Source organism: Cellulomonas hominis, assembly GCF_005239125.1.
Taxonomy (GTDB): domain Bacteria; phylum Actinomycetota; class Actinomycetes; order Actinomycetales; family Cellulomonadaceae; genus Cellulomonas; species Cellulomonas hominis_A.
Map to the genome: position 1 here is coordinate 1 of NZ_SZYE01000053.1, position 20,721 is coordinate 20,721.

Genomic DNA, 20,721 nt, shown 5'->3' on the forward strand with positions numbered 1-20,721 from the left:
CCCGAGCGCACGGCGGAGACCCCCGCGGCGCCGGCCGCCGCGAGCGGGCGCCGGAGCTCCGGCTCCACCGCCCTCGCCCCGCGCACCGGCGCGTTCCCCGTCCGGCCCCCCGTGGTCAGCCAGGGCTCGGCCGCGCGGTTCGCCGAGCGCGCCCGTGCCCGCCGCCGCCTGGCCTGGCGGCAGATCCTCATCGCCGCCGGCTCGGTGGTCGTGGTCGCGGCGCTCGCCTGGCTGATGCTGCTGTCCCCGGCGTTCGCGCTCGACACCGAGCAGGTGCGGGTCGCGGGGGCCGGGACCGTGGTGGCCGTGGACCAGGTGCGGGCCGTGGTGGACGACGAGGGCGGCACCCCGCTCACGCGGCTGGACACCGCCGCGCTGCGCCAGCGGCTGCTCGACGTCCCCGGCGTGCGCGACGCGACGGTCACCCGCGACTGGCCGCACGGCCTCGCGGTGCAGCTCGTGTCCCGCGAGCCGGTCGCGGCGGTGCCCGAGGCCGCCGACGTCGCCCAGCACGCGGAGGGCGACGACGCGTCCGGCGCCGGCTACGCCCTGGTGGACCAGGACGGCGTCAAGGTCGGCCGCGCGGACGCCCCGCCGGAGGGCCTGCCGGTCGTCGAGGTGCCGGTGGGCGACGCGCGGATCCTGTCCGCGGCGCTCGGCGTGCTGGAGGCGCTGCCCGAGGACCTGCTCGCGGCCATCGGGCAGGTGTCCGCGGGCACCCAGGACACGGTGCGGTTCACCCTGCGGGACGGCGCGACCGTCGAGTGGGGGAGCGCGCAGGACTCCGCGCTCAAGGTGGCGGTCCTGCAGGCCCTGCGCGCGGCACCCGAGACGGCGGGGTCCGCGCGGTACGACGTGACCGCGCCGACGATGCCCGTCGTCGGGTGATCCCGCCCCGACACGCGCGCACCGGTCGTTGAACGACCCCGGCACGGCACATACCGTCACACCTAGACAGAACTGACATAACTATAACCCTCAACTTGAGGGTGAAGGTTCGTCGACATCGCGAGACGAGAGGCACCCACCGTGGCAGCTCCGCAGAACTACCTGGCGGTCATCAAGGTCGTCGGCATCGGTGGTGGCGGCGTCAACGCCGTGAACCGCATGATCGAGGTCGGCCTCAAGGGTGTCGAGTTCATCGCCATCAACACCGACGCGCAGGCCCTGCTCATGTCGGACGCCGACGTGAAGCTCGACGTCGGTCGCGAGCTCACCCGCGGCCTCGGCGCCGGCGCGGACCCCGAGGTCGGCAAGAAGGCCGCCGAGGACCACGCGGAGGAGATCGAGGACGTCCTGCGCGGCGCCGACATGGTCTTCGTGACCGCGGGCGAGGGCGGCGGCACCGGCACCGGCGGCGCGCCGGTCGTGGCCCGGATCGCGCGCTCGCTCGGCGCGCTCACCATCGGCGTGGTCACGCGCCCGTTCACCTTCGAGGGTCGCCGCCGCACGGTGCAGGCGGACTCCGGCATCGAGGCGCTGCGCGCCGAGGTCGACACCCTCATCGTGATCCCGAACGACCGCCTGCTGTCGATCTCGGACCGCTCGGTGTCCGTGCTCGACGCGTTCCGCTCCGCGGACCAGGTGCTGCTGTCCGGTGTCCAGGGCATCACGGACCTCATCACCACGCCGGGCCTGATCAACCTGGACTTCGCCGACGTGAAGTCCGTCATGCAGGGAGCGGGGTCGGCCCTCATGGGCATCGGCTCGGCCCGCGGCGAGGACCGCGCGGTCCAGGCCGCCGAGCTGGCGATCTCCTCGCCGCTGCTCGAGGCCAGCATCGACGGCGCGCACGGCGTGCTGCTGTCGATCCAGGGTGGCTCCGACCTCGGCCTGTTCGAGATCAACGAGGCCGCCCGCCTGGTGCAGGAGGCCGCGCACCCCGAGGCCAACATCATCTTCGGCGCGGTCATCGACGACGCCCTGGGCGACGAGGTCCGCGTGACCGTCATCGCGGCCGGCTTCGACGGCGGCTCCCCGGTGGTCCGCCGCGACACCCGCGGGCTCGGCCAGGTGAGCGCCGGCGCCGGCCAGGCCGCGGCGCAGGTCCCCGCCTCGATCCCGCCGGCCGCCGCCGTGCCGACGACGACCGCGGCGCACGCCGCCGTCCCGCCGCGCCCGGTCGGCCCGGACGAGGAGCGCCGCCAGGCCGCCGAGGTCCCCGCGTTCCTCACCCCGGACCAGGCCGCGGGCACCAGCCCGCTCGAGGTCCCGCGGATCTTCGAGGAGGAGGTCGCCCGCCGCAAGGAGGACGACCTCGACGTGCCCGACTTCCTCAAGTAGTCCCGTGGCGCTGCCGGTCCTCGGGGTCGACCTCGGCCCCGGCGTCCGCGCGGGGTTCACCACCCGCGCGGGCGGGGTCAGCGCGCCGCCGTGGGCCGAGCTCGACCTGGGGCTGCTGGTCGGCGACGACCCGGCGCACGTGCGGGAGAACCGCGCGCGGGTCGCGGCCTGGGCCGGCGCGCCCGTGGCGTGGGCCACGCAGGTGCACGGCGCGGACGTGCACCTGGTGCGCGGCCCGGACGAGGCCGCGGCGGACACGGTGGGGGAGGCCGACGCGCTCGTGTCGGCCGTCCCCGGCACGGCGGTCGGCGTGCTGGTCGCGGACTGCGTGCCCGTGCTGCTGGCCGACCCGGTCGCGCGCGTCGTCGGCGCGGCGCACGCCGGGCGGCGCGGGTTGGTCGCCGGGGTCGTGCAGGCCGCGGTCGCGACGATGGTCGCCCGCGGCGCCGACCCGGCCCGGGTGCGTGCCGTCGTCGGCCCCGCGATCAGCGGCGCGCGGTACGAGGTGCCGGCCGCGATGCGCGACGAGGTCGACGCCGCGGTCCCCGGCACCGCCTGCACGACGGACGCGGGCACGCCCGGGCTCGACCTGCCGGGCGGCGTCGCCGCGGTGCTGCGCGCCGCCGGCGTCGGCGACGTGCGCCTCACCGGGTGGTGCACCGACGCGGACGACCGGTTCTACTCGCACCGGCGCGCGCAGCGGGCCGGGACGACCACGGGGCGGTTCGCCGGGGTCGTCGCGCTCGCGGAAATGCCGATCGACTGATATGTCCGGAAATTGATCGCACGACACGCCGACACGCCGCGTGTCGGAGCGCGGTCGCATCCAGGCGCATTGCTAGCGTGACGGCGCAGGAGATGTGAGCAATTCGGGGATGGAGTGATCGCGATGGCCGGAGCGCTGCGCAAGACCATGCTGTACCTCGGGCTTGCCGACGACCGGGGCGAGCACGACCAGTACGTCGACGAGTACGACGAGCCGGAGGCGACGGTGGGACAGGACTACGAGGCCGAGGTCACGCCGCTGCGCCGCGAGCCGGTGCCGGAGCGACCCGTCGCCGCCGCCCCCGCGCCGCGGCGCGACGGCGAGGTGCGGAGGATCACCACGATCCACCCGCGCTCGTACAACGACGCGCGCAAGATCGGCGAGGCGTTCCGCGAGAACACGCCGGTCATCATGAACCTGTCCGACATGGACGACGCCGACGCCAAGCGCCTGGTGGACTTCGCGGCCGGGCTGATCTTCGGCCTGCACGGGGCGATCGAGCGGGTGACCAACAAGGTCTTCCTGCTGTCGCCGCAGTCGGTGGAGATCACCGGCGACGGGCGGGCCCCCGAGGCCTCCCGTGCCGGCTTCTTCAACCAGAGCTGACGGGGATCGGGGAGACTGGGACGCGTGACCCTCGTCCTCGGCCTGCTGCAGATCGTCGTCCTGGCCTTCATCCTGGTCCTGCTCGTGCGCCTCGTCCTCGACTGGGTGCAGTACTTCGCGCGCGACTGGCGCCCGCGGGGTGCCGCGCTCGTCGTCGCGGAGGTCACGTACTCCGTGACCGACCCGCCGCTGCGCGCCCTGCGCCGGCTGATCCCGCCGCTGACCCTGGGCTCGGTGCGCCTCGACCTGGCGTTCCTCGTGCTCATGCTCGGCTGCTCGTTCCTGCTCTCCCTGCTGGGGGCGCTCGCCGCATGACGCGCACCCGCGCGCAGCACGCCGGCCCGGTGGCCGGCACCCGCCCGCGCCCCGCCGACCGGGTCGCGTGCACAAACCGGAATGTCCGCTACGGTGGCCCGAGGTGGTCGGCGGACTGCCACCGGCTCGACCCAGTACGACCGAAGAGGTGACGACGATGGCACTGCTGACAGCAGACGACGTCCTGAACAAGAAGTTCCAGGCGACGAAGTTCCGCGAGGGGTACGACCAGGACGAGGTCGACGACTTCCTCGACGAGGTCGTGAACACCCTCCGGGAGACCCAGAGCGAGAACGAGGACCTCAAGTCCAAGCTCGCCGCGGCCGAGCGCCGGATCGCCGAGCTGAGCCGCCAGGGGGCGCAGGCCGCCCAGGCGCCGAAGCCGGAGGCCGAGAAGCCCGCGCCCGCCCCGGTCCCCGCCGCCGCCCCGGCTCCGGCCCCGGTCGCCACCGCGCCGGTCGCGCCGCAGCGGCAGAGCGAGCCCGAGTCGGCCACCGGCATGCTCGCCCTGGCGCAGAAGCTCCACGACGACTACGTGCGCAGCGGCCAGGAGGAGGGCGACCGCATCGTGAACGAGGCGAAGGGCCAGGCCCAGCGCATCGTGCACGAGGCGGAGGAGACCTCGGCCCGCACGCTCTCGGAGCTGGAGCAGGAGCGGTCGATCCTCGAGCGGAAGATCGACGAGCTGCGCGTCTTCGAGCGCGACTACCGCACCCGGCTCAAGAGCTACCTCGAGAACCTGCTCGGCGACCTCGACAACCGGGCGAGCGCGCTCCCGCAGCGCGGCGCCCAGGGTGCCACCCCGTCCGTCTGACGGATCGCACGCTCGTCACCCACGACACACCACGCCCGGCCTCGGGCGTGGTGTGTTGTGCGTCCAGGTCACGGGCGACTAGTCTCTGCGGACTCATCTGAGGAAAGAGGACCCGACGTGGCCATCAACGACTCGCTCGACGCGCGCGCCGCCCGCCCGCTGCCCGACCTGACGGACGCGGCCACCCGGTTCCCGGTCCGCGCCGGTGAGGAGCCCTGGACCGAGCAGGAGGTGCAGGAGGTCGCGACGGAGCTGATCAGCGAGATCGACCGCCTGACCTCCGAGCTCGCCGCCGCCGACGAGGAGCTGTCGAACCTGCTCCGCAACTCGGGTGACGGCGCGGGCGACGACCAGGCCGACTCCGGCTCCAGCGCGCTCGAGCGCGAGCACGAGCTGACGCTGGTGAACAACACCCGGGACATGCTCGAGCAGACCACGCGCGCCCTGGCCCGCATCGACGCCGGCACGTTCGGCCGCTGCGACTCCTGCGGCGAGGCGATCGGCAAGGCGCGCGTGCAGGCGTTCCCGCGGGCGACGCTGTGCGTGTCGTGCAAGCAGCGCGAGGAGCGCCGCTGACGCACCCCGCTCCACGACGGCCCCCGGCGCGACGCCCGGGGGCCGTCGTGCGTCCGGGCGTCCGCGCGCCCGTAGACTCCTGCCCGATGTCCGCCACCTCCGGCCCCGCGGCCGACGACGCGCGTCGCGACGCCGCGCCGTCCGCCCCCGCGCCGTCCGCCCCCGACCACGTCGAGCCCGCCGCCGCCCCGCGGCCCGCCGAGCCCGAGGACGGCTCCCGCGCCGACGTGGCGCCCGCCCGGCGCCGGCGCCTCGTGGCCACCCTGGTCGGTCTCGCCGCGGTGACGCTGGTGCTCGACCAGGCGACCAAGGCCTGGGCGCTGGCCGGCCTCGACGAGGGCGTCCGGCACCCGGTGCTCGGCGACCTGCTCGGTCTGCAGCTGCTGTTCAACCCCGGCGCCGCACTCGGCCTCGCGACCGGCACCACCTGGCTGCTGACGGTCGTGGCGATCACCGTCGTCGTGGTCATCATCCGGGTGTCCCGGCGGCTCGGGTCGACGGGCTGGACGATCGCGCTGGGCCTGCTGCTCGGCGGCGCGCTCGGCAACCTGGTCGACCGGCTGATCCGCGACCCGGGCGTGTTCATGGGGCACGTCGTGGACTTCATCGCCTACGGCGACCTGTTCGTCGGGAACGTCGCCGACATCGCGATCGTGGCCGCGGCCGGCCTGCTCATGCTGCTGTCGCTCATGGGCGTGCGGCTCGACGGGACGCGCGAGCGCCGGGAGGAGCCCGCGACGGACGGCGCCGCCGCGGACGGCGCCGGCGACGCGAGCGGGGGCGGGCGCGCCGATGGCTGACGTCCGCACCCTGCCCGTGCCGGACGCCCTGGCCGGCGAGCGCGTCGACGCGGCGCTGTCCCGGATGCTCGGGCTGTCCCGCACCCGCGCGGCGGAGCTCGCCGAGGCGGGCCACGTGCGCGTCGACGGCGTCGCGGTGGGCAAGTCCGCCCGGCTGCCCGGGGACGCGTGGCTCGAGGTCGAGCTGCCCGCGGTCGCCGAGGTGTCCGCCGTGCCGACCGAGGACGACGTGCCCGGGCTGCGCGTGGCGTACGAGGACGACGACGTCGTGGTGGTCGACAAGCCGGTCGGCGTCGCGGCGCACCCGTCGCCCGGGTGGACCGGGCCGACGGTCGTCGGCGTGCTCGCCGCCCGCGGCTACCGGATCTCCACCTCGGGCGCGGCCGAGCGCCAGGGCGTCGTGCACCGGCTGGACGTCGGCACCTCGGGCCTCATGGTCGTCGCCAAGAGCGAGCAGGCGTACACGGTGCTCAAGCGCGCCTTCAAGGAGCGCACGGTCGACAAGGTCTACCACGCGCTCGCCCAGGGCCACCCGGAGCCCACCACGGGCACGATCGACGCCCCGATCGGGCGGCACCCCGGCCAGGACTGGAAGTTCGCGGTCACCGCCGACGGCAAGCCCTCGGTGACCCACTACGAGGTCCTGGAGATGCTGCCCGCCGCGTCGCTGTGCGAGGTGCACCTGGAGACCGGGCGCACCCACCAGATCCGGGTGCACTTCCAGGCGCTGCGGCACCCCCTGGTCGGGGACCTCACCTACGGCGCCGACCCTGCCCTGGCGCAGCGCGTCGGGCTGACCCGGCAGTGGCTGCACGCGGTCCGGCTGGGCTTCGCCCACCCCGCCGACGGGCGGCACCTGGAGGTCACCAGCGAGTACCCGGCGGACCTGTCGCACGCCCTCGAGACGCTGCGGGACGGCTACCGCTGAACCCCGCGGTGTGACGTCCGCCGCGGGGGCGGCGAGGCGGTCCGGGCGTGTCGGGGCGTCGACCTAGGATGGCTCGCATGGCATCAGGTGGTAGCAACGGGTCCGACTTCGTCCACCTGCACGTCCACTCCGAGTACTCGATGCTGGACGGCGCGGCACGGGTCGGGGAGATGCTCGCGGAGGCCCAGCGCCTCGGCCAGACGGCGATGGCGATCACCGACCACGGGTACCTGTTCGGCGCGTTCGACTTCTACTCCCAGGCCCGCAAGCTCGGCATCAAGCCGATCATCGGCGTCGAGGCGTACGTGACCCCGGGCACCAGCCGGTTCGACCAGACGCGCGTCCGCTGGGGCGAGGCGCACCAGGCGTCCGACGACGTCTCCGCGCGCGGCGCCTACACGCACATGACGCTGCTGTCGCGCACCACCGAGGGCATGCACAACCTGTTCCGGATGGGGTCGCTCGCGTCCCTGGACGGCCAGATGGGCAAGTGGCCGCGCATGGACCGCGAGCTGCTCCAGACGTACTCCGAGGGCCTCATCGCGACGTCGGGCTGCCCGTCCAGCGAGGTGCAGACCCGGCTCCGGCTGGGCCACTGGGACGAGGCGGTGCGCGCGGCGGGCGAGCTGCAGGACATCTTCGGCAAGGAGAACTTCTTCGTCGAGGTGATGGACCACGGGCTCGACATCGAGCGCCGCACCATCAAGGACCTCATCCGCCTGGCCGAGCAGATCGGCGCTCCGCTCGTCGCCACCAACGACCTGCACTACACGACCAAGGACGACGCGCACGCGCACGAGGTGCTGCTCGCCGTGCAGTCCGGGTCGACGCTCGACGAGCCGACCTACGACCAGGGCGGCTCCCGGTTCGCGTTCGGCGGCGACGGCTACTACGTGAAGTCCGCCGCCGAGATGCGCCGCACCTGGGCGGAGCTGCCGGAGGCGGTCGACAACACCGTGCTCATCGCCGAGCGGTGCGACGTCGAGTTCCCGACCGGCGCCAACTACATGCCGCGGTTCCCCGTCCCGGACGGCGAGGACGAGAACTCCTGGTTCATCAAGGAGGTCGAGCGCGGCCTGCAGCGGCGGTACAACGGGTCCGTCCCGGACGACGTCCGCAAGCAGGCGGAGTACGAGACCGGCGTCATCGTGCAGCTCGGCTTCTCCGGCTACTTCCTCGTCGTCGCCGACTTCATCAAGTGGGCGCGCGAGCAGGGCATCCGCGTCGGCCCCGGCCGTGGTTCCGCGGCCGGCTCGATGGCGTCCTACGCGATGGGCATCACCGAGCTCGACCCGCTGCGGCACGGACTCATCTTCGAGCGGTTCCTCAACCCCGAGCGCGTGTCCTGGCCCGACGTCGACGTCGACTTCGACGAGCGCCGGCGCGGCGAGGTCATCCGGTACGTCACCGAGAAGTACGGCGACGACCGCGTGGCGCAGATCGTCACCTACGGCACGATCAAGGCCAAGCAGGCCCTCAAGGACTCCTCGCGCGTGCTGGGCTTCCCGTTCGCGATGGGGGAGAAGCTCACCAAGGCCATGCCGCCGCCCGTCATGGGCAAGGACATCCCGCTGTCCGGGATGTACGACCCCGAGCACCCCCGCTACGCCGAGGCCGAGGAGTTCCGCCAGGTCGTCGCCGCGGACCCCGAGGCGCAGCGCGTCCTCGAGACCGCCCGCGGCCTGGAGAACCTGAAGCGCCAGTGGGGCGTGCACGCGGCCGGCGTCATCATGTCCAGCGAGCCGCTGATCGACATCATCCCGATCATGAAGCGGCCGCAGGACGGCGCGGTCATCACGCAGTTCGACTACCCGACGTCCGAGGGCCTCGGCCTGATCAAGATGGACTTCCTCGGGCTGCGGAACCTGACCATCCTCGACGACGCCCTGCGCAACATCACGATGAACGGCAAGCCGCCGATCGAGCTCGAGGACATCGAGCTCGACGACAAGCCGACCTACGAGCTGCTCGCCCGGGGTGACACCCTCGGCGTGTTCCAGCTCGACGGCGGCCCGATGCGGTCCCTGCTGCGCCAGATGCGCCCCGACAACTTCGAGGACATCTCCGCGGTCATCGCCCTGTACCGGCCCGGGCCGATGGGCATGAACTCGCACACGAACTACGCGCTGCGCAAGAACGGCCTGCAGCCGATCACGCCCATCCACCCGGAGCTCGAGGAGCCCCTGGCCGAGGTCCTCGACGGCACCTACGGCCTCATCGTGTACCAGGAGCAGGTGCAGAAGGCCGCCCAGGTGCTCGCCGGCTACTCGCTCGGCCAGGCCGACCTGCTGCGCCGCGCGATGGGCAAGAAGAAGAAGGAGATCCTCGACAAGGAGTTCGTCCCCTTCGAGGCCGGCATGAAGGAGCGCGGCTACTCCAAGCCCGCGATCCAGGCCGTCTGGGACACCCTCGTCCCGTTCGCCGGCTACGCCTTCAACAAGGCGCACTCCGCCGGGTACGGCGTCGTCTCCTACTGGACCGCGTTCCTCAAGGCGAACTACCCGACCGAGTACATGGCGGGCCTGCTGACCTCGGTCGGCGACGACAAGGACAAGTCCGCGCTGTACCTCGGCGAGTGCCGCCGCATGGGCATCACCGTGCTCCCGCCGGACGTCAACTCCTCGTCCGCCCTGTTCACGGCCGTCGGCGACGACATCCGGTTCGGCCTCACCGCCGTGCGCAACGTCGGCGCCAACGTCGTCGAGGCGATCGTCCGCACCCGGGAGGAGAAGGGCGACTTCACGTCGTTCACCGACTTCCTCGACAAGGTGCCGGCCGTCGTCTGCAACAAGCGGACCATCGAGTCGCTGATCAAGGCCGGCGCCTTCGACTCGCTCGGCCACGCCCGCCGCGCGCTGCTGCTCGTGCACGAGCAGGCCGTCGAGTCCGTCATCGGCGTCAAGCGCAAGGAGGCCGAGGGCCAGTTCGACCTGTTCGCCGACCTCGGCACCGACGACGGCCCCGGGTTCTCCGTCCAGGTGCCGGACGTGCCGGACTGGGACAAGAAGCAGCGCCTGCAGTTCGAGCGGGAGATGCTCGGGCTGTACGTCTCCGACCACCCGCTGTCCGGCCTGGAGCACGTGCTGTCCGCCGCGGCCGACGTGTCGATCGCGACGCTCAACGCCGACGAGGCGCGGCCGGACGGGTCCACCGTCGTCGTGGCCGGCCTCATCACGTCGCTGCAGCGCAAGATGTCCAAGCAGGGCAACCCGTGGGCCGCCGTGACGCTGGAGGACATGGAGGGCTCCGTCGAGATCATGTTCTTCGGCGAGACCTACCTGGCCTACTCGACCGTGCTCGCCGAGGACGCCGTCATCGTGGTCCGCGGGCGGGTGCGCCGCCGGGACGACGCGATGCAGCTGCAGGCGATGGAGGTGTCGCTGCCCGACCTGTCGGCCGTGGCCGACGCCCCCGTGGTCGTCACGCTGTCCGAGGCGCGGCTGACGCCGCCCGTGGTCGACCGGCTGCTCGAGGTGATGAAGACGCACCCCGGCATGACGGAGCTGCACCTGCGGGTGGCGCGCGCGAACGGACGGCGGTCGCTGGTGGTCCCGAGCGACGGCTGGCGGGTCGAGCGCTCGCCGGCGCTGTACGGCGACCTCAAGGCGCTGCTCGGCCCGGGCTGCCTCCAGACGGCCACCCCGGTCCCGGTCTGACCCGCACCGCTCGGCGCGCGCACCGCTCGGCGCGCGCACCGCTCGGCGCGCGCACCGAGCCAGCATCGCGCGAGCGCGCCGCTGTCCCGCCGAGCTTGCACTCGTTGCGGGGTTCCGGGCCTCGGAACCCCGCAAGGAGTGCAAGCTCGGCGTGCGGGCGTGCGGGCGTGCGGGCGTGCGGGCGTGCGGGCGTGCGGGCGTGCGGGCGTGCGGGCGTGCGGTCAGCCGACCTCGGCGGAGTTCGAGCCGCGGGGGTCGTCGACCTCCACCACGTCGCCCTTGCGCAGCTGGCGGCCGCGGCGGGACTCGGGCTCGCCGTTGACCTTGACCTCGCCCTCGTCCAGGAGCGTGCGGGCGTCGGCGCCCGAGTCGGCCAGGCCGGCCAGCTTGAGGAACTGCCCGAGGCGGATGGAGTCGTCGGAGATCGGCACGATGGTCACCGGCTCATCCTGCCAGGGGCGGACGCGGGCGGCCCGCCTCGCCGGGCGCGAATAGACTCGGGGCGTGATCTCCCGCATCGACCTGCGTGGTCGCACCCTGTCCCGTCGCGAGCTGCTCGAGACGCTCCCGCGGCCCGAGCTGGACGTCGAGTCCGCCGCCGCGGCCGTCGAGCCGATCCTCGCGGACGTCCGCGCCCGCGGCGCCGCCGCCCTGCGCGATCTGGCTGAGCGGTTCGACGGCGTGCGCCCCGAGCACCTGCGGGTGCCCGCCGACACGATCGCCGCCTCGGTGTCGGTGCTGGACCCCGAGGTCCGGGCGGCGCTGGACGAGACGATCCGCCGGGTGCGCCAGGTGCACGCCGCGCAGCGGCCCGCCGACCACACCGTGCAGGTGGCCCCGGGCGCGCAGGTCCGGCAGCGGTGGATCCCGGTCCGCCGGGTCGGCCTGTACGTGCCCGGCGGCCTGGCCGTCTACCCGTCGTCGGTGATCATGAACGTCGTCGCCGCGCAGGAGGCGGGCGTGGGCTCGCTCGCCGTGACCTCCCCGCCGCAGAAGGACAACGGCGGCCTGCCCGACCCGGTGGTGCTGGCGACCTGCGCCCTGCTCGGCGTCGACGAGGTGTACGCGGTCGGCGGTGCCCAGGCGATCGGCATGCTGGCGTACGGGGCGGCCGGGTCCGAGGCCGCCGACGGCGACACGCTGTGCGAGCCCGTCGACGTCATCACCGGCCCGGGCAACGTCTACGTCGCGGCGGCGAAGCGTCTGGTCCGCGGCGCCGTCGGGATCGACGCCGAGGCCGGCCCGACCGAGATCGCGGTGCTGGCGGACGGCACGGCCGACGCCGACCACGTCGCCGCCGACCTGGTGTCCCAGGCCGAGCACGACCCGCTGGCGGCGTCGGTGCTGGTGACGACGTCGATCGAGCTCGCCGGCGCCGTGGAGTCCAAGCTCGTCCACCGGGTGCAGTCCACCCGGCACGCCGAGCGGGTCGCGCAGGCGCTGTCCGGGCAGCAGTCCGCGATCGTGCTGGTCGACGACCTCGACGCGGGGCTCGACGTCGTGAACGCGTACGGCGCCGAGCACCTGGAGATCCAGACCGTCGACGCCGCCGCGGTCGCCGAGCGCGTGACCAGCGCGGGCGCGATCTTCGTGGGCGCGTACTCGCCGGTGTCCCTCGGCGACTACATGGCCGGGTCGAACCACGTGCTGCCGACCGGCGGCTGCGCGCACTTCTCCTCCGGGCTGGGCGTGCACTCGTTCGTGCGCGCGGTGCAGGTGGTCGAGTACGACGCGGACGCGCTGCGGGAGGTCGCGGGCCGGATCGTGGCGCTCGCCGACGCCGAGGGCCTGCCCGCGCACGGCGAGGCCGTCCGCGCGCGGTTCTGACGCGCGACCGCCGACGCGATCCCGATCGGCGGCCGGATCGGCCCGACCCGCGCTACCGTCGGCCCGTGCGTACGCGATCTGGTCGGCTCGGTGTCGTCGCCCTCGTGCTCCTCGCCGGGGTGCTGACCGCGTGCGACGACCCGGCCACGGAGCCGTCCGACGGCGCCAGTCGTGCGGCGACCGCCGACGCGGCACCGGAGGCCGACCGCACACCCGGGACCGGCGAGTCGCCGGACGCCGCGACGGCTGAGCCGTCGGCCGCCGTGACGCCGGGCGCGGACCCGTCCGCCGGGGCCGCACCTGCCGACGACCCCACCCCGGGTGAGCCGTGCGAGCCCGGGTCGCACCCGGACTGCTCGGACGCGACCGGGAACGAGGGCGACCCGTATCGGATCATCGCCGGGTACGCCGACTGCGTCTCCCGGTTCGGCCCGGAGCACGCGTACGGCCTGTGCACCGACCTGGACGGCGACGACCACGCGGGGTACGACGACGCGGGCTGACGGCCGCGGAGGTGAGCCCAGGCGCGACGGCCCTGGTCAGCCCACGCCCAGCACGAACGGGAGCACCGCCGCCGCGCCGGCCTGCCGGAGCAGCCGCGCCGCGACGGTGAGCGTCCAGCCCGAGTCGGTGCGGTCGTCGACCAGCAGCACCGCGCGACCGGGCAGCCCGGCCGCGGCGGCGGGCGCCAGGTCGAGCTCGAGCCGGCGCGCGACCGCCGCCAGCCGGTGCGCCGAGTTCACGTCGTGGCGCGTCGGCGGGCTGTCCGGGCGGGGCACGACGGCGCCCACCAGCGGCACGCCGAGGTGCCGGGCGACGCCGGCGGCGAGGTGCTCCACGAGCGCGGGCCGCGTGGCGGACCGGACCACGACGACGCCCTCGGGCCGGTGCTCGGGCCGCCAGGCGTCCAGGGTCGCGAGCACCGGGTCCCGCAGCGCGGCCGGCAGCGACGCGGCCGGGTCGGGCTCCCCGCCGAACAGCTCCCGCAGCAGCCCGCCCCAGCCGACGGAGTCGAGACGCGCGACGGCGCGGCCGGGCTCCGCGTTCTCCTCCGTCGGGATGCGGCCCCGCAGGTCCAGGCCCAGCGTGGCCATGCCGGTCGGCCACTGCCGCCGCGGGTCGACCGCCACCCCGGCGGCGGTGAGCAGCGCCTGCGCGCCCGCGACGTGCTCGGCGTCGGGGGCGACGCCCACGGCGGTCCCGGTGCACCGGTCGCACCGCCCGCACCGCCAGGCCTCGCCCGCGGGGCCGGCGAGCTCCGGGTCGTCGAGCGCCCGCCGCAGGTGCGCCATCCGGCACCCCTCGGTGGTGACGTAGTCGACCATGAGCTGCTGCTCGGCCTTGCGGGTGGCCGTGACCCGGTCGTACCGCTCGGCGTCGTAGGACCACGGCTGGCCGGTGCCCTCCCAGCCACCGCGCACCCGGCGCACCGCGCCGTCCACGTCGAGCACCTTGAGCATCTGCTCCAGCCGGGACCGGCGCAGCGAGACGTGCGTCTCCAGCGCCGCCGTCGACAGGGTGCCGCCCTCGCGCAGCGCGCGCAGCGCGGCCCGCACGTCGTCCTCGGGCGGGAACGCGGTCGAGGCGAACCACTCCCAGATCGCGCGGTCCTCGCGCCCGGGGAGCAGCACGGCCGCCGCGCGCCCGCCGACCGCCTCCGCGGCGCGACCCGCGCGACCGACCTGCTGGTAGTAGGCGATGGGGGAGGACGGCGCCCCGACGTGGATCACGTACCCCAGGTCCGGCTTGTCGAACCCCATGCCCAGCGCCGAGGTCGCGACCAGCGCCTTGACCCGGTTCGCGAGCAGGTCGGCCTCGGCCACCTCGCGCTCGGCCGGGTCGGTCTGGCCGGTGTAGGTCCGCACGTCGAGGCCGGCCGCGCGCAGGTGCTCCGTGACCTGCTGCGCGGCGGCGATGGTCAGGCAGTAGATGATCCCGGAGCCCTCGAATGCCGGCAGGTTCTGCGCCAGCCACGCCAGCTGCGCCGCCGTGTCGGGCAGGCGGACGACGGACAGGTCGAGACTGGAACGGTCGAGGGGGCCGCGCAGCACCAGGACGTCGTCGCGCACCGCGGTGCCGAGCTGCTCGGCGACGTCGGCCGTCACCCGGGCGTTGGCGGTCGCGGTCGTCGCGAGGACCGGGATCCCGGCGGGCAGCTCGCCCAGCAGCGTCCGGATCCGCCGGTAGTCCGGGCGGAAGTCGTGGCCCCAGTCGGAGATGCAGTGCGCCTCGTCGATCACGACGAGCCCGGCGTCGGCGGCCAGCCGGGGCAGCACCTCGTCGCGGAACTGGGGGTGGGTGAGCCGCTCCGGGGAGACGAGCAGGACGTCGACGTCGCCCGCGGCGATCTGCGCGTGCACGTCGTCCCACTCGGTCACGTTGGCGGAGTTCAGCGTCGCGGCCTTGACGCCCGCGCGCTGCGCCGAGGCCACCTGGTTGCGCATGAGCGCGAGCAGCGGGGACACCAGCACGGTCGGGCCGGCGCCGCGCGCCCGCAGCAGTGCGGTCGCGACGAAGTACACGGCGGACTTGCCCCACCCGGTGCGCTGCACGACGAGCGCGCGCCGGTGGTCGCTGACGAGCGCGTCGATCGCCCGCCACTGGTCGTCGCGCAACCGCGCGTCGTCCCGCCCCACGAGCCGGCGCAGCACGGTCTCCGCCTCCTCGCGCAGGGCGGCGCGCTCGGCCGCATCGGGCCCGGTCGGTGTGTGCTGGTCCACGTCAGTCATCGCCCCCGACCCTAGCCACCGCCCCCGACACGACGCGCCCCCGGGATGCCCGCCTGTGGACGACCGCCGTGCCGCGGCCGGACCGCGGATACGATCGCCCGGTGACCGCACCCGACACCGCCCCGCAGGCCGCGCGGCCCGTGCTGCCGGTGCGCCCCGAGCTGGCCGGCGAGGTGCCCTACGGCGCCCCGCAGCTCGACGTGCCGGTGCTGCTCAACGTCAACGAGAACCCGTACCCGCCGTCGGAGCAGGTGGTGGCCGACATCGCCGCCGCCGTCGCCGAGGCGGCGCACGGCCTGAACCGGTACCCGGACCGCGAGTTCCTGGCCCTGCGCGCCGACCTGGCCGACTACCTCGCGGTCGAGTCCGGCGTGCGCGTCGCCCCCGAGCAGGTGTGGGCGGCCAACGGGTCGAACGAGGTCATGCTGCACCTGCTGCAGGCGTTCGGCGGCCCCGGGCGCACGGCGGTGTCGTTCGCGCCCACGTACTCGATGTACCCGGAGTACGCCCGCGACACGCACACCCGCTGGGTGGCCGGCCGGCGCACGGAGCAGTTCGACGTCGACCCGGCCGGGGCCCGCGAGCTGATCGCCCGCGAGACGCCGTCCGTCGTCCTGCTCACCAGCCCGAACAACCCCACCGGCACCGCCCTGGAGCTCGACACCGTGCGCGCGGTGCTGGCCGCGGCGGCGGAGGTGCCCGGCGGCTGCGTGGTCGTGGTCGACGAGGCGTACGCGGAGTTCCGGCGGGAGGGCGTCGACTCGGCGCTCACCCTGCTGGCGGAGCACCCGCACCTGGCCGTCAGCCGCACGATGTCGAAGGCGTTCGGCCTGGCGGGCGCCCGCGTCGGCTACCTCGCCGCCTCGCGGGAGCTCGTCGACGCGTTGCGGGTGGTCCGGCTGCCGTACCACCTGTCGGCGGTGACGCAGGCGACGGCCCGCGCGGCCCTGCGGCACGCGCCGGAGCTCAGGGCCCAGGTCGGCTCGCTGCGCGCCGAGCGCGACCAGCTCGTGCTCGACCTGCGCGACCGCGGGCTGCGGGTGGCGGAGTCGGACGCGAACTTCGTGCTGTTCCAGGTCGGCGAGGACCGCCACGAGGTCTGGCAGGGTCTGCTGGACCGGGGCGTGCTGATCCGCGAGGTCGGCCCGGAAGGATGGCTGCGGGTGTCGGTCGGCACCCCGGAGGAGACCGCGGCGTTCACCGCCGCGCTGTGGGAGGTGCTGGAGATTTGAGCACGAGGACCGGCGGGCGCACCGCCCGGGTCGAGCGCACGACGAGCGAGTCCAGCGTCGTCGTCGAGGTCGACCTGGACGGCACGGGGCGCACGGAGATCAGCACCACGGTGCCGTTCTACGACCACATGCTCACCGCGCTGGGCAAGCACTCGCTCATCGACCTCACCGTCCGGGCCACCGGCGACACGCACATCGACGCGCACCACACGGTCGAGGACGTGGCGATCTGCCTGGGCGAGGCGCTCCGGCAGGCGCTGGGCGACAAGCGGGGCATCGCGCGGTTCGGCGACGCCACCGTGCCGCTGGACGAGGCGCTGGCGCAGGCCGTCGTCGACGTGTCCGGCCGGCCGTACCTCGTGCACTCCGGCGAGCCCGAGGGCCAGGAGTACCACCTGATCGGCGGGCACTTCACCGGGTCGCTGACCCGGCACGTGCTCGAGTCGATCGCGCACCACGCCGCGTTCGGCATGCACGTGCGCGTGCTCGCCGGCCGCGACCCGCACCACATCGTGGAGGCGCAGTTCAAGGCGCTCGCCCGCGCGCTGCGGTTCGCGGTGGCGCTGGACCCGCGCGTCGACGGCATCCCGAGCACGAAGGGCGCGCTGTGACCGCGGACGGCACCGGCACGCCGGGTGCGGGCGACCGCCCGGACGACGACGACCTCGGGTTCACGGTCCCGGACGACCTGTCCGGTCTGGACGGCCTGGACGCGGCACCGGACGAGCCGCGCGCCGGGGACCGCCCGTCCGTCGAGGTCCCCGACGACCTCTCCGGGCTCGAGGCCGCCGCGGCGGAGCCGGACGAGCCGGTCGTCGCCATCGTCGTGACCCAGGTCGCGGGCGCGCGCCCGCTGGCCGCCGCCTGCTCGCTGGCGGGGGTGGACGTCGACGCCGTGCCGTCCCCGGTCGGGGCGCTCGCGGTCCTGCGCGACGCCGCCGACGCCGCCCGCACGGCCGAGGCCGCCGCGGCGATCTCCCGGATGCTGCGGACGTCGCCGGTGATCCTCATGGACCGTCGCGCCGGCCGCATCCAGGCCAGCCGGTGGTCGGCGGGGGAGAAGGAGGACGACCTGGCGGCCGGCCTCGTGCTCTCCGGCGCGCCCGACGTGCTCGACGAGCTGCTGGTCGGCGGGACGCCGGTCGGCGAGGTGGACGGCGTCGAGACCAGCGTCGGGATGTCCCGGTGGGCCGCCATGCGCGCGCTGTCCGGGGGGCGGCGCAAGCGCGACTGACCCGCGCCCGCCCCGTCGCGCCGGCCCGCCGGGTGACGGAGCGCACGTCCCGCGCACCGGACGCCAGCGGGTGCTCCTGCGCGCGGCCGGTAGCCTGGGGACGTGCCCAGCCAGCCTCGTGTCGTCGTCCTGGACTACGGATTCGGGAACGTCCGCTCGGCCGTGCGCGCCCTCGAGCGGGTCGGCGCCCAGGTCGAGCTGACGTCCGACGCGCAGCACGCCGCCGACGCCGACGGGCTGGTCGTCCCCGGGGTCGGGGCGTTCGCGGCCGTCATGGCCGGGCTGCGCGGCGTCCGCGGCGAGCAGATCGTGGGCCGACGCCTCGCCGGGGGCCGCCCCGTGCTCGGCATCTGCGTCGGCATGCAGGTCATGTTCGACCGCGGTGACGAGCACGGCGTCGAGACCGAGGGGCTGGGCGAGTGGCCCGGCACCGTCGACCGGCTGGAGGCCGAGGTCGTCCCGCACATGGGGTGGTCCACCGTCGACGCGCCCGCGGGCACCCGGCTGTTCGCCGGCATCGAGGACCAGCGGTTCTACTTCGTGCACTCCTACGCGGCCCGGACGTTCCCGCTCTCCGACCAGGTCGACGCCGAGCGCCTGACCCCCCCGCTGGTCACCTGGTCCGAGCACGGCGGGCGGTTCGTCGCCGCCGTCGAGAACGGGCCGCTCGCCGCCACGCAGTTCCACCCCGAGAAGTCCGGGGACGCCGGCGCCCAGCTGCTCGAGAACTGGGTCGGCTCGCTCGACTGACGCTGCGCGCCGCAGCCGCCCGGCGCCCCCGCACCACCGCACGCCCCGAACGAGGAGACCCATGTCCGACCGTCTGCAGCTCCTGCCCGCCGTCGACGTCGCCGACGGCCAGGCCGTCCGGCTCGTCCAGGGCGAGGCCGGCTCGGAGACCTCCTACGGCGACCCGCTCGCCGCGGCGCTCGACTGGCAGGCGGGCGGCGCGGAGTGGATCCACCTCGTCGACCTGGACGCCGCGTTCGGGCGCGGGTCGAACGCCGAGCTGCTCGCCGACGTGGCGCAGGTGCTGTCGACGAAGGGCGTCAAGGTCGAGCTCTCCGGCGGCATCCGCGACGACGCGTCGCTGGAGCGCGCGCTCGCCACCGGCGCCACCCGCGTCAACCTGGGGACCGCGGCGCTGGAGGACCCGGAGTGGACCGCCGACGCGATCGCGCGGCACGGCGACGCGATCGCCGTCGGCCTCGACGTCCGCGGCACGACGCTCGCCGCCCGGGGCTGGACCCGTGAAGGCGGGGACCTCTGGGAGGTCCTGGCCCGCCTCGACGCCGTGGGCTGCTCGCGGTACGTCGTGACCGACGTGACCAAGGACGGCACCCTGCGCGGCCCGAACGTCGACCTGCTCCGCGAGGTCTGCGCGCGCACCGACGCGCCGGTCGTCGCGTCCGGCGGCATCTCCTCCCTCGACGACCTCCGGGTGCTGCGCGAGCTGGTCCCCGTCGGCGTGGAGGGCGCGATCGTCGGCAAGGCCCTGTACGCGGGCGCGTTCACGCTGCCCGAGGCCCTGGACGTCGCCGGGCGCCCGTGACCGGGCGCGAGCTCCCGCCCACCTCGGCGTTCGCCGGGGACGACGGCAGCGCCGACCCGCGGGTCGCGGCGGCGCTGGCCGCGCTCGGCGACGGGACCGGCACCCTCGCCGGCGTCGTGGAGGCGCTGGCCGGCACCCGGGTGCTGGTCCCGGTGCTGGCGGAGCTGGAGGCGGCCGAGACGGTCGAGGTCGGCGGGCACGCGCACACCGTCGACAAGGAGGCGTCCGCGGGCATCGTGGCGCTGCAGGCGCCGGACGGTCGCACGGCGCTGCCCGTGTTCTCCTCCGTCGCGGCGATGGCCGCGTGGCGGCGGGACGCGCGCCCGGTGCCGACCGACGTGGTGCGCGCCGCGCTGTCGGCGGTGAGCGAGGGCTGGGAGCTGCTGGTGCTCGACGCGGGCGGGCCGGTCACGGCGCTGCTGCCGCGGCCCGCGGTGTGGGCCCTGGCGCAGCAGCAGCCGTGGCGGCCCGCGGTGCTCCCGGGCGCAGGGGCGGGCGGTGGCGCGGATGCAGGCGCGGGCGGCGCGGCAGGTCTCGGCGCGTCCGGTTCCGACGGCGCCGCCGAGGCGTCCGTCGACCCCGAGGTGCGCGCGGCCGTCCGGGCCGCGGTGCTCGGCGCGACCCCCGCGCACGCAGCCGAGGCGTCCACGGGCGCGTCTGCGCGCGAGAGCACGTCCGCCGGCTCCTCGGGCCGGTCATGGTTCCGCCGCCGTCGCCCCGAGTCGCCCGTCCCGTCGCCCGGGACGCCCGGGCCGGTCGTCGACGTCGACGCCGTCCCCGGCTCCCGGGCCGAGGTGGCCGTCGTCCTCACGCTGGTCCCCGGGCTCGACCGGACGGCGTTGGACGGCGTCCTGCGCCGGGTCGGCGAGGCGCTCGCCGCCGACGACACGGTGACCCGGCGCGTCGACTCGGTCGAGGTCCGCCTCCGCTGACCCGGCGCCCGGCCGCTCCGCCGGGGACCCTGCGCCGTCGCCCACCCGCGCCGCCGAGAGTGCATTCGACACGTCGAGGGGGTAGTCGGCGGATGCTCGCTCGACGTGTCGGTTGCACGCTCGCGGTCCGCCAGCGCGACCCGGCGCCCCGGCGGGAGCCGGCGAACCGGCGCGGGCGGGCGGCTCGACGCCGGCGCTGGCTCAGCGGCGGCGGCGGCGCAGCGCCCAGGCGAGCGCGACCGTCGCCACCGCCCCGACGGCCTGACCGCCGAGGATGATGCGGTTGAGGTCGAGGGCCGGCTGCCAGTGCGCGCCCTCGTCGTCGACGACGAACACCCCGAGCGGCTTGACCCGCGTGGCGTAGCCGCCGGCGTCCGCCGCCCCGACCCCGCGCCCCCCGGGCCGTCCCGCGCCGAACGGCCACAGCGGCCCCCGCAGGAGCGGCCCGCGACCCGGCCCGCCGTGCCAGCG

General features: G+C 75.1%; 21 protein-coding genes. 18 read left to right on the top strand and 3 right to left on the bottom strand.

What is annotated here, in order from left to right:
- The 10 genes from FA014_RS08610 to dnaE form a co-directional block, all read left to right on the top strand.
- A partial coding sequence (locus tag FA014_RS08610) for a cell division protein FtsQ/DivIB (RefSeq protein WP_230322983.1) occupies nt 1-888 on the top strand: 888 nt, incomplete at its 5' end.
- Nucleotides 889-1,029: 141 nt separating this feature from the next.
- The gene (gene ftsZ / locus FA014_RS08615; RefSeq protein WP_154729283.1) at nt 1,030-2,283 is read left to right on the top strand and encodes a cell division protein FtsZ; all 1,254 of its coding nucleotides are present in this window, start codon (nt 1,030-1,032) and stop codon (nt 2,281-2,283) included.
- 4 nt (nt 2,284-2,287) lie between these two features.
- Nucleotides 2,288-3,049, top strand: coding sequence for a peptidoglycan editing factor PgeF (gene pgeF / locus FA014_RS08620; protein WP_154729284.1), 762 nt, complete (start codon nt 2,288-2,290; stop codon nt 3,047-3,049).
- 123 nt (nt 3,050-3,172) lie between these two features.
- A complete protein-coding gene (locus tag FA014_RS08625; protein WP_154729285.1) occupies nt 3,173-3,655 on the top strand; it encodes a cell division protein SepF in 483 nt (160 codons plus the stop codon).
- A gap of 24 nt (nt 3,656-3,679) precedes the next feature.
- Nucleotides 3,680-3,970, top strand: coding sequence for a YggT family protein (locus FA014_RS08630; RefSeq protein ID WP_154729286.1), 291 nt, complete (start codon nt 3,680-3,682; stop codon nt 3,968-3,970).
- Nucleotides 3,971-4,127: 157 nt separating this feature from the next.
- Nucleotides 4,128-4,784 carry a DivIVA domain-containing protein gene (locus FA014_RS08635; protein ID WP_154729300.1) on the top strand — a complete coding sequence of 219 codons (657 nt, stop codon included), beginning with the start codon at nt 4,128-4,130 and terminating at the stop codon, nt 4,782-4,784.
- A gap of 117 nt (nt 4,785-4,901) precedes the next feature.
- Entirely contained in the window at nt 4,902-5,360 is a 459-nt protein-coding gene (locus FA014_RS08640) for a TraR/DksA family transcriptional regulator (protein ID WP_154729287.1), read from the top strand.
- Nucleotides 5,361-5,446: 86 nt separating this feature from the next.
- Nucleotides 5,447-6,160 (top strand): signal peptidase II, encoded by a 714-nt coding sequence (locus tag FA014_RS08645; protein ID WP_154729288.1) that lies wholly within the window; start codon nt 5,447-5,449, stop codon nt 6,158-6,160.
- Entirely contained in the window at nt 6,153-7,088 is a 936-nt protein-coding gene (locus FA014_RS08650; protein WP_154729289.1) for an RluA family pseudouridine synthase, read from the top strand. The genes FA014_RS08645 and FA014_RS08650 overlap by 8 nt, the downstream gene beginning before the upstream one ends.
- A gap of 77 nt (nt 7,089-7,165) precedes the next feature.
- Nucleotides 7,166-10,744: a DNA polymerase III subunit alpha gene (gene dnaE, locus FA014_RS08655; RefSeq protein WP_154729290.1), complete on the top strand. Its 3,579-nt coding sequence runs from the start codon at nt 7,166-7,168 to the stop codon at nt 10,742-10,744.
- A gap of 221 nt (nt 10,745-10,965) precedes the next feature.
- On the opposite strand, the gene FA014_RS08660 is transcribed toward dnaE, so the two are convergent.
- The gene (locus FA014_RS08660; protein WP_230322984.1) at nt 10,966-11,184 is read right to left on the bottom strand and encodes an RNA-binding S4 domain-containing protein; all 219 of its coding nucleotides are present in this window, start codon (nt 11,182-11,184) and stop codon (nt 10,966-10,968) included.
- Nucleotides 11,185-11,248: 64 nt separating this feature from the next.
- Here FA014_RS08660 and hisD point away from each other — a divergent pair, with 64 nt between their 5' ends.
- On the top strand, nt 11,249-12,571 hold the full coding sequence (gene hisD / locus FA014_RS08665; RefSeq protein WP_154729292.1) for a histidinol dehydrogenase: 1,323 nt from the start codon (nt 11,249-11,251) through the stop codon (nt 12,569-12,571).
- A 65-nt stretch (nt 12,572-12,636) separates the two neighbouring features.
- Nucleotides 12,637-13,074, top strand: a complete 438-nt coding sequence (locus FA014_RS08670; protein ID WP_154729293.1) for a hypothetical protein — start codon at nt 12,637-12,639, stop codon at nt 13,072-13,074.
- Between the two features lie 36 nt (nt 13,075-13,110).
- Here FA014_RS08670 and FA014_RS08675 read toward each other — a convergent pair whose 3' ends face one another.
- On the bottom strand, nt 13,111-15,300 hold the full coding sequence (locus FA014_RS08675) for a RecQ family ATP-dependent DNA helicase (RefSeq protein WP_154729294.1): 2,190 nt from the start codon (nt 15,298-15,300) through the stop codon (nt 13,111-13,113).
- Between the two features lie 101 nt (nt 15,301-15,401).
- On the opposite strand from FA014_RS08675, the gene FA014_RS08680 reads away from it, so the two are divergent.
- The 6 genes from FA014_RS08680 to FA014_RS21010 all read left to right on the top strand — a co-directional run bounded on the left by FA014_RS08680 (nt 15,402) and on the right by FA014_RS21010 (nt 20,250).
- The gene (locus FA014_RS08680) at nt 15,402-16,532 is read left to right on the top strand and encodes a histidinol-phosphate transaminase (protein ID WP_154729295.1); all 1,131 of its coding nucleotides are present in this window, start codon (nt 15,402-15,404) and stop codon (nt 16,530-16,532) included.
- Nucleotides 16,529-17,143, top strand: coding sequence for an imidazoleglycerol-phosphate dehydratase HisB (gene hisB / locus FA014_RS08685; RefSeq protein ID WP_154729296.1), 615 nt, complete (start codon nt 16,529-16,531; stop codon nt 17,141-17,143). Before FA014_RS08680 ends, hisB begins: the two co-directional genes overlap by 4 nt.
- Nucleotides 17,140-17,766 carry a hypothetical protein gene (locus FA014_RS08690; RefSeq protein WP_230322985.1) on the top strand — a complete coding sequence of 209 codons (627 nt, stop codon included), beginning with the start codon at nt 17,140-17,142 and terminating at the stop codon, nt 17,764-17,766. The genes hisB and FA014_RS08690 overlap by 4 nt, the downstream gene beginning before the upstream one ends.
- A 102-nt stretch (nt 17,767-17,868) precedes the next feature.
- Nucleotides 17,869-18,516, top strand: a complete 648-nt coding sequence (gene hisH, locus FA014_RS08695) for an imidazole glycerol phosphate synthase subunit HisH (RefSeq protein ID WP_154729297.1) — start codon at nt 17,869-17,871, stop codon at nt 18,514-18,516.
- A gap of 61 nt (nt 18,517-18,577) precedes the next feature.
- The gene (gene priA / locus FA014_RS08700) at nt 18,578-19,318 is read left to right on the top strand and encodes a bifunctional 1-(5-phosphoribosyl)-5-((5-phosphoribosylamino)methylideneamino)imidazole-4-carboxamide isomerase/phosphoribosylanthranilate isomerase PriA (protein WP_154729298.1); all 741 of its coding nucleotides are present in this window, start codon (nt 18,578-18,580) and stop codon (nt 19,316-19,318) included.
- The gene (locus tag FA014_RS21010) at nt 19,315-20,250 is read left to right on the top strand and encodes an SseB family protein (RefSeq protein ID WP_328288185.1); all 936 of its coding nucleotides are present in this window, start codon (nt 19,315-19,317) and stop codon (nt 20,248-20,250) included. The genes priA and FA014_RS21010 overlap by 4 nt, the downstream gene beginning before the upstream one ends.
- 201 nt (nt 20,251-20,451) lie before the next feature.
- Here the strand turns inward: FA014_RS21010 and FA014_RS19935 are convergent.
- Nucleotides 20,452-20,721, bottom strand: a 270-nt coding sequence (locus FA014_RS19935) for a hypothetical protein (RefSeq protein WP_195969216.1), incomplete at its 5' end; no start/stop codon positions are given.

Excerpts from the sequence above, each read along its gene's own strand:
- FA014_RS08625 (WP_154729285.1), top strand. The coding sequence starts at position 3,173 with ATGGCCGGAGCGCTGCGCAAGACCATGCTGTACCTCGGGCTTGCCGAC.
- FA014_RS08635 (WP_154729300.1), top strand. The coding sequence starts at position 4,128 with ATGGCACTGCTGACAGCAGACGACGTCCTGAACAAGAAGTTCCAGGCG.
- FA014_RS08645 (WP_154729288.1), top strand. The coding sequence starts at position 5,447 with ATGTCCGCCACCTCCGGCCCCGCGGCCGACGACGCGCGTCGCGACGCC.
- FA014_RS08650 (WP_154729289.1), top strand. The coding sequence starts at position 6,153 with ATGGCTGACGTCCGCACCCTGCCCGTGCCGGACGCCCTGGCCGGCGAG.
- dnaE (WP_154729290.1), top strand. The coding sequence starts at position 7,166 with ATGGCATCAGGTGGTAGCAACGGGTCCGACTTCGTCCACCTGCACGTC.
- FA014_RS08675 (WP_154729294.1), bottom strand. The coding sequence starts at position 15,300 with ATGACTGACGTGGACCAGCACACACCGACCGGGCCCGATGCGGCCGAG.
- priA (WP_154729298.1), top strand. The coding sequence starts at position 18,578 with ATGTCCGACCGTCTGCAGCTCCTGCCCGCCGTCGACGTCGCCGACGGC.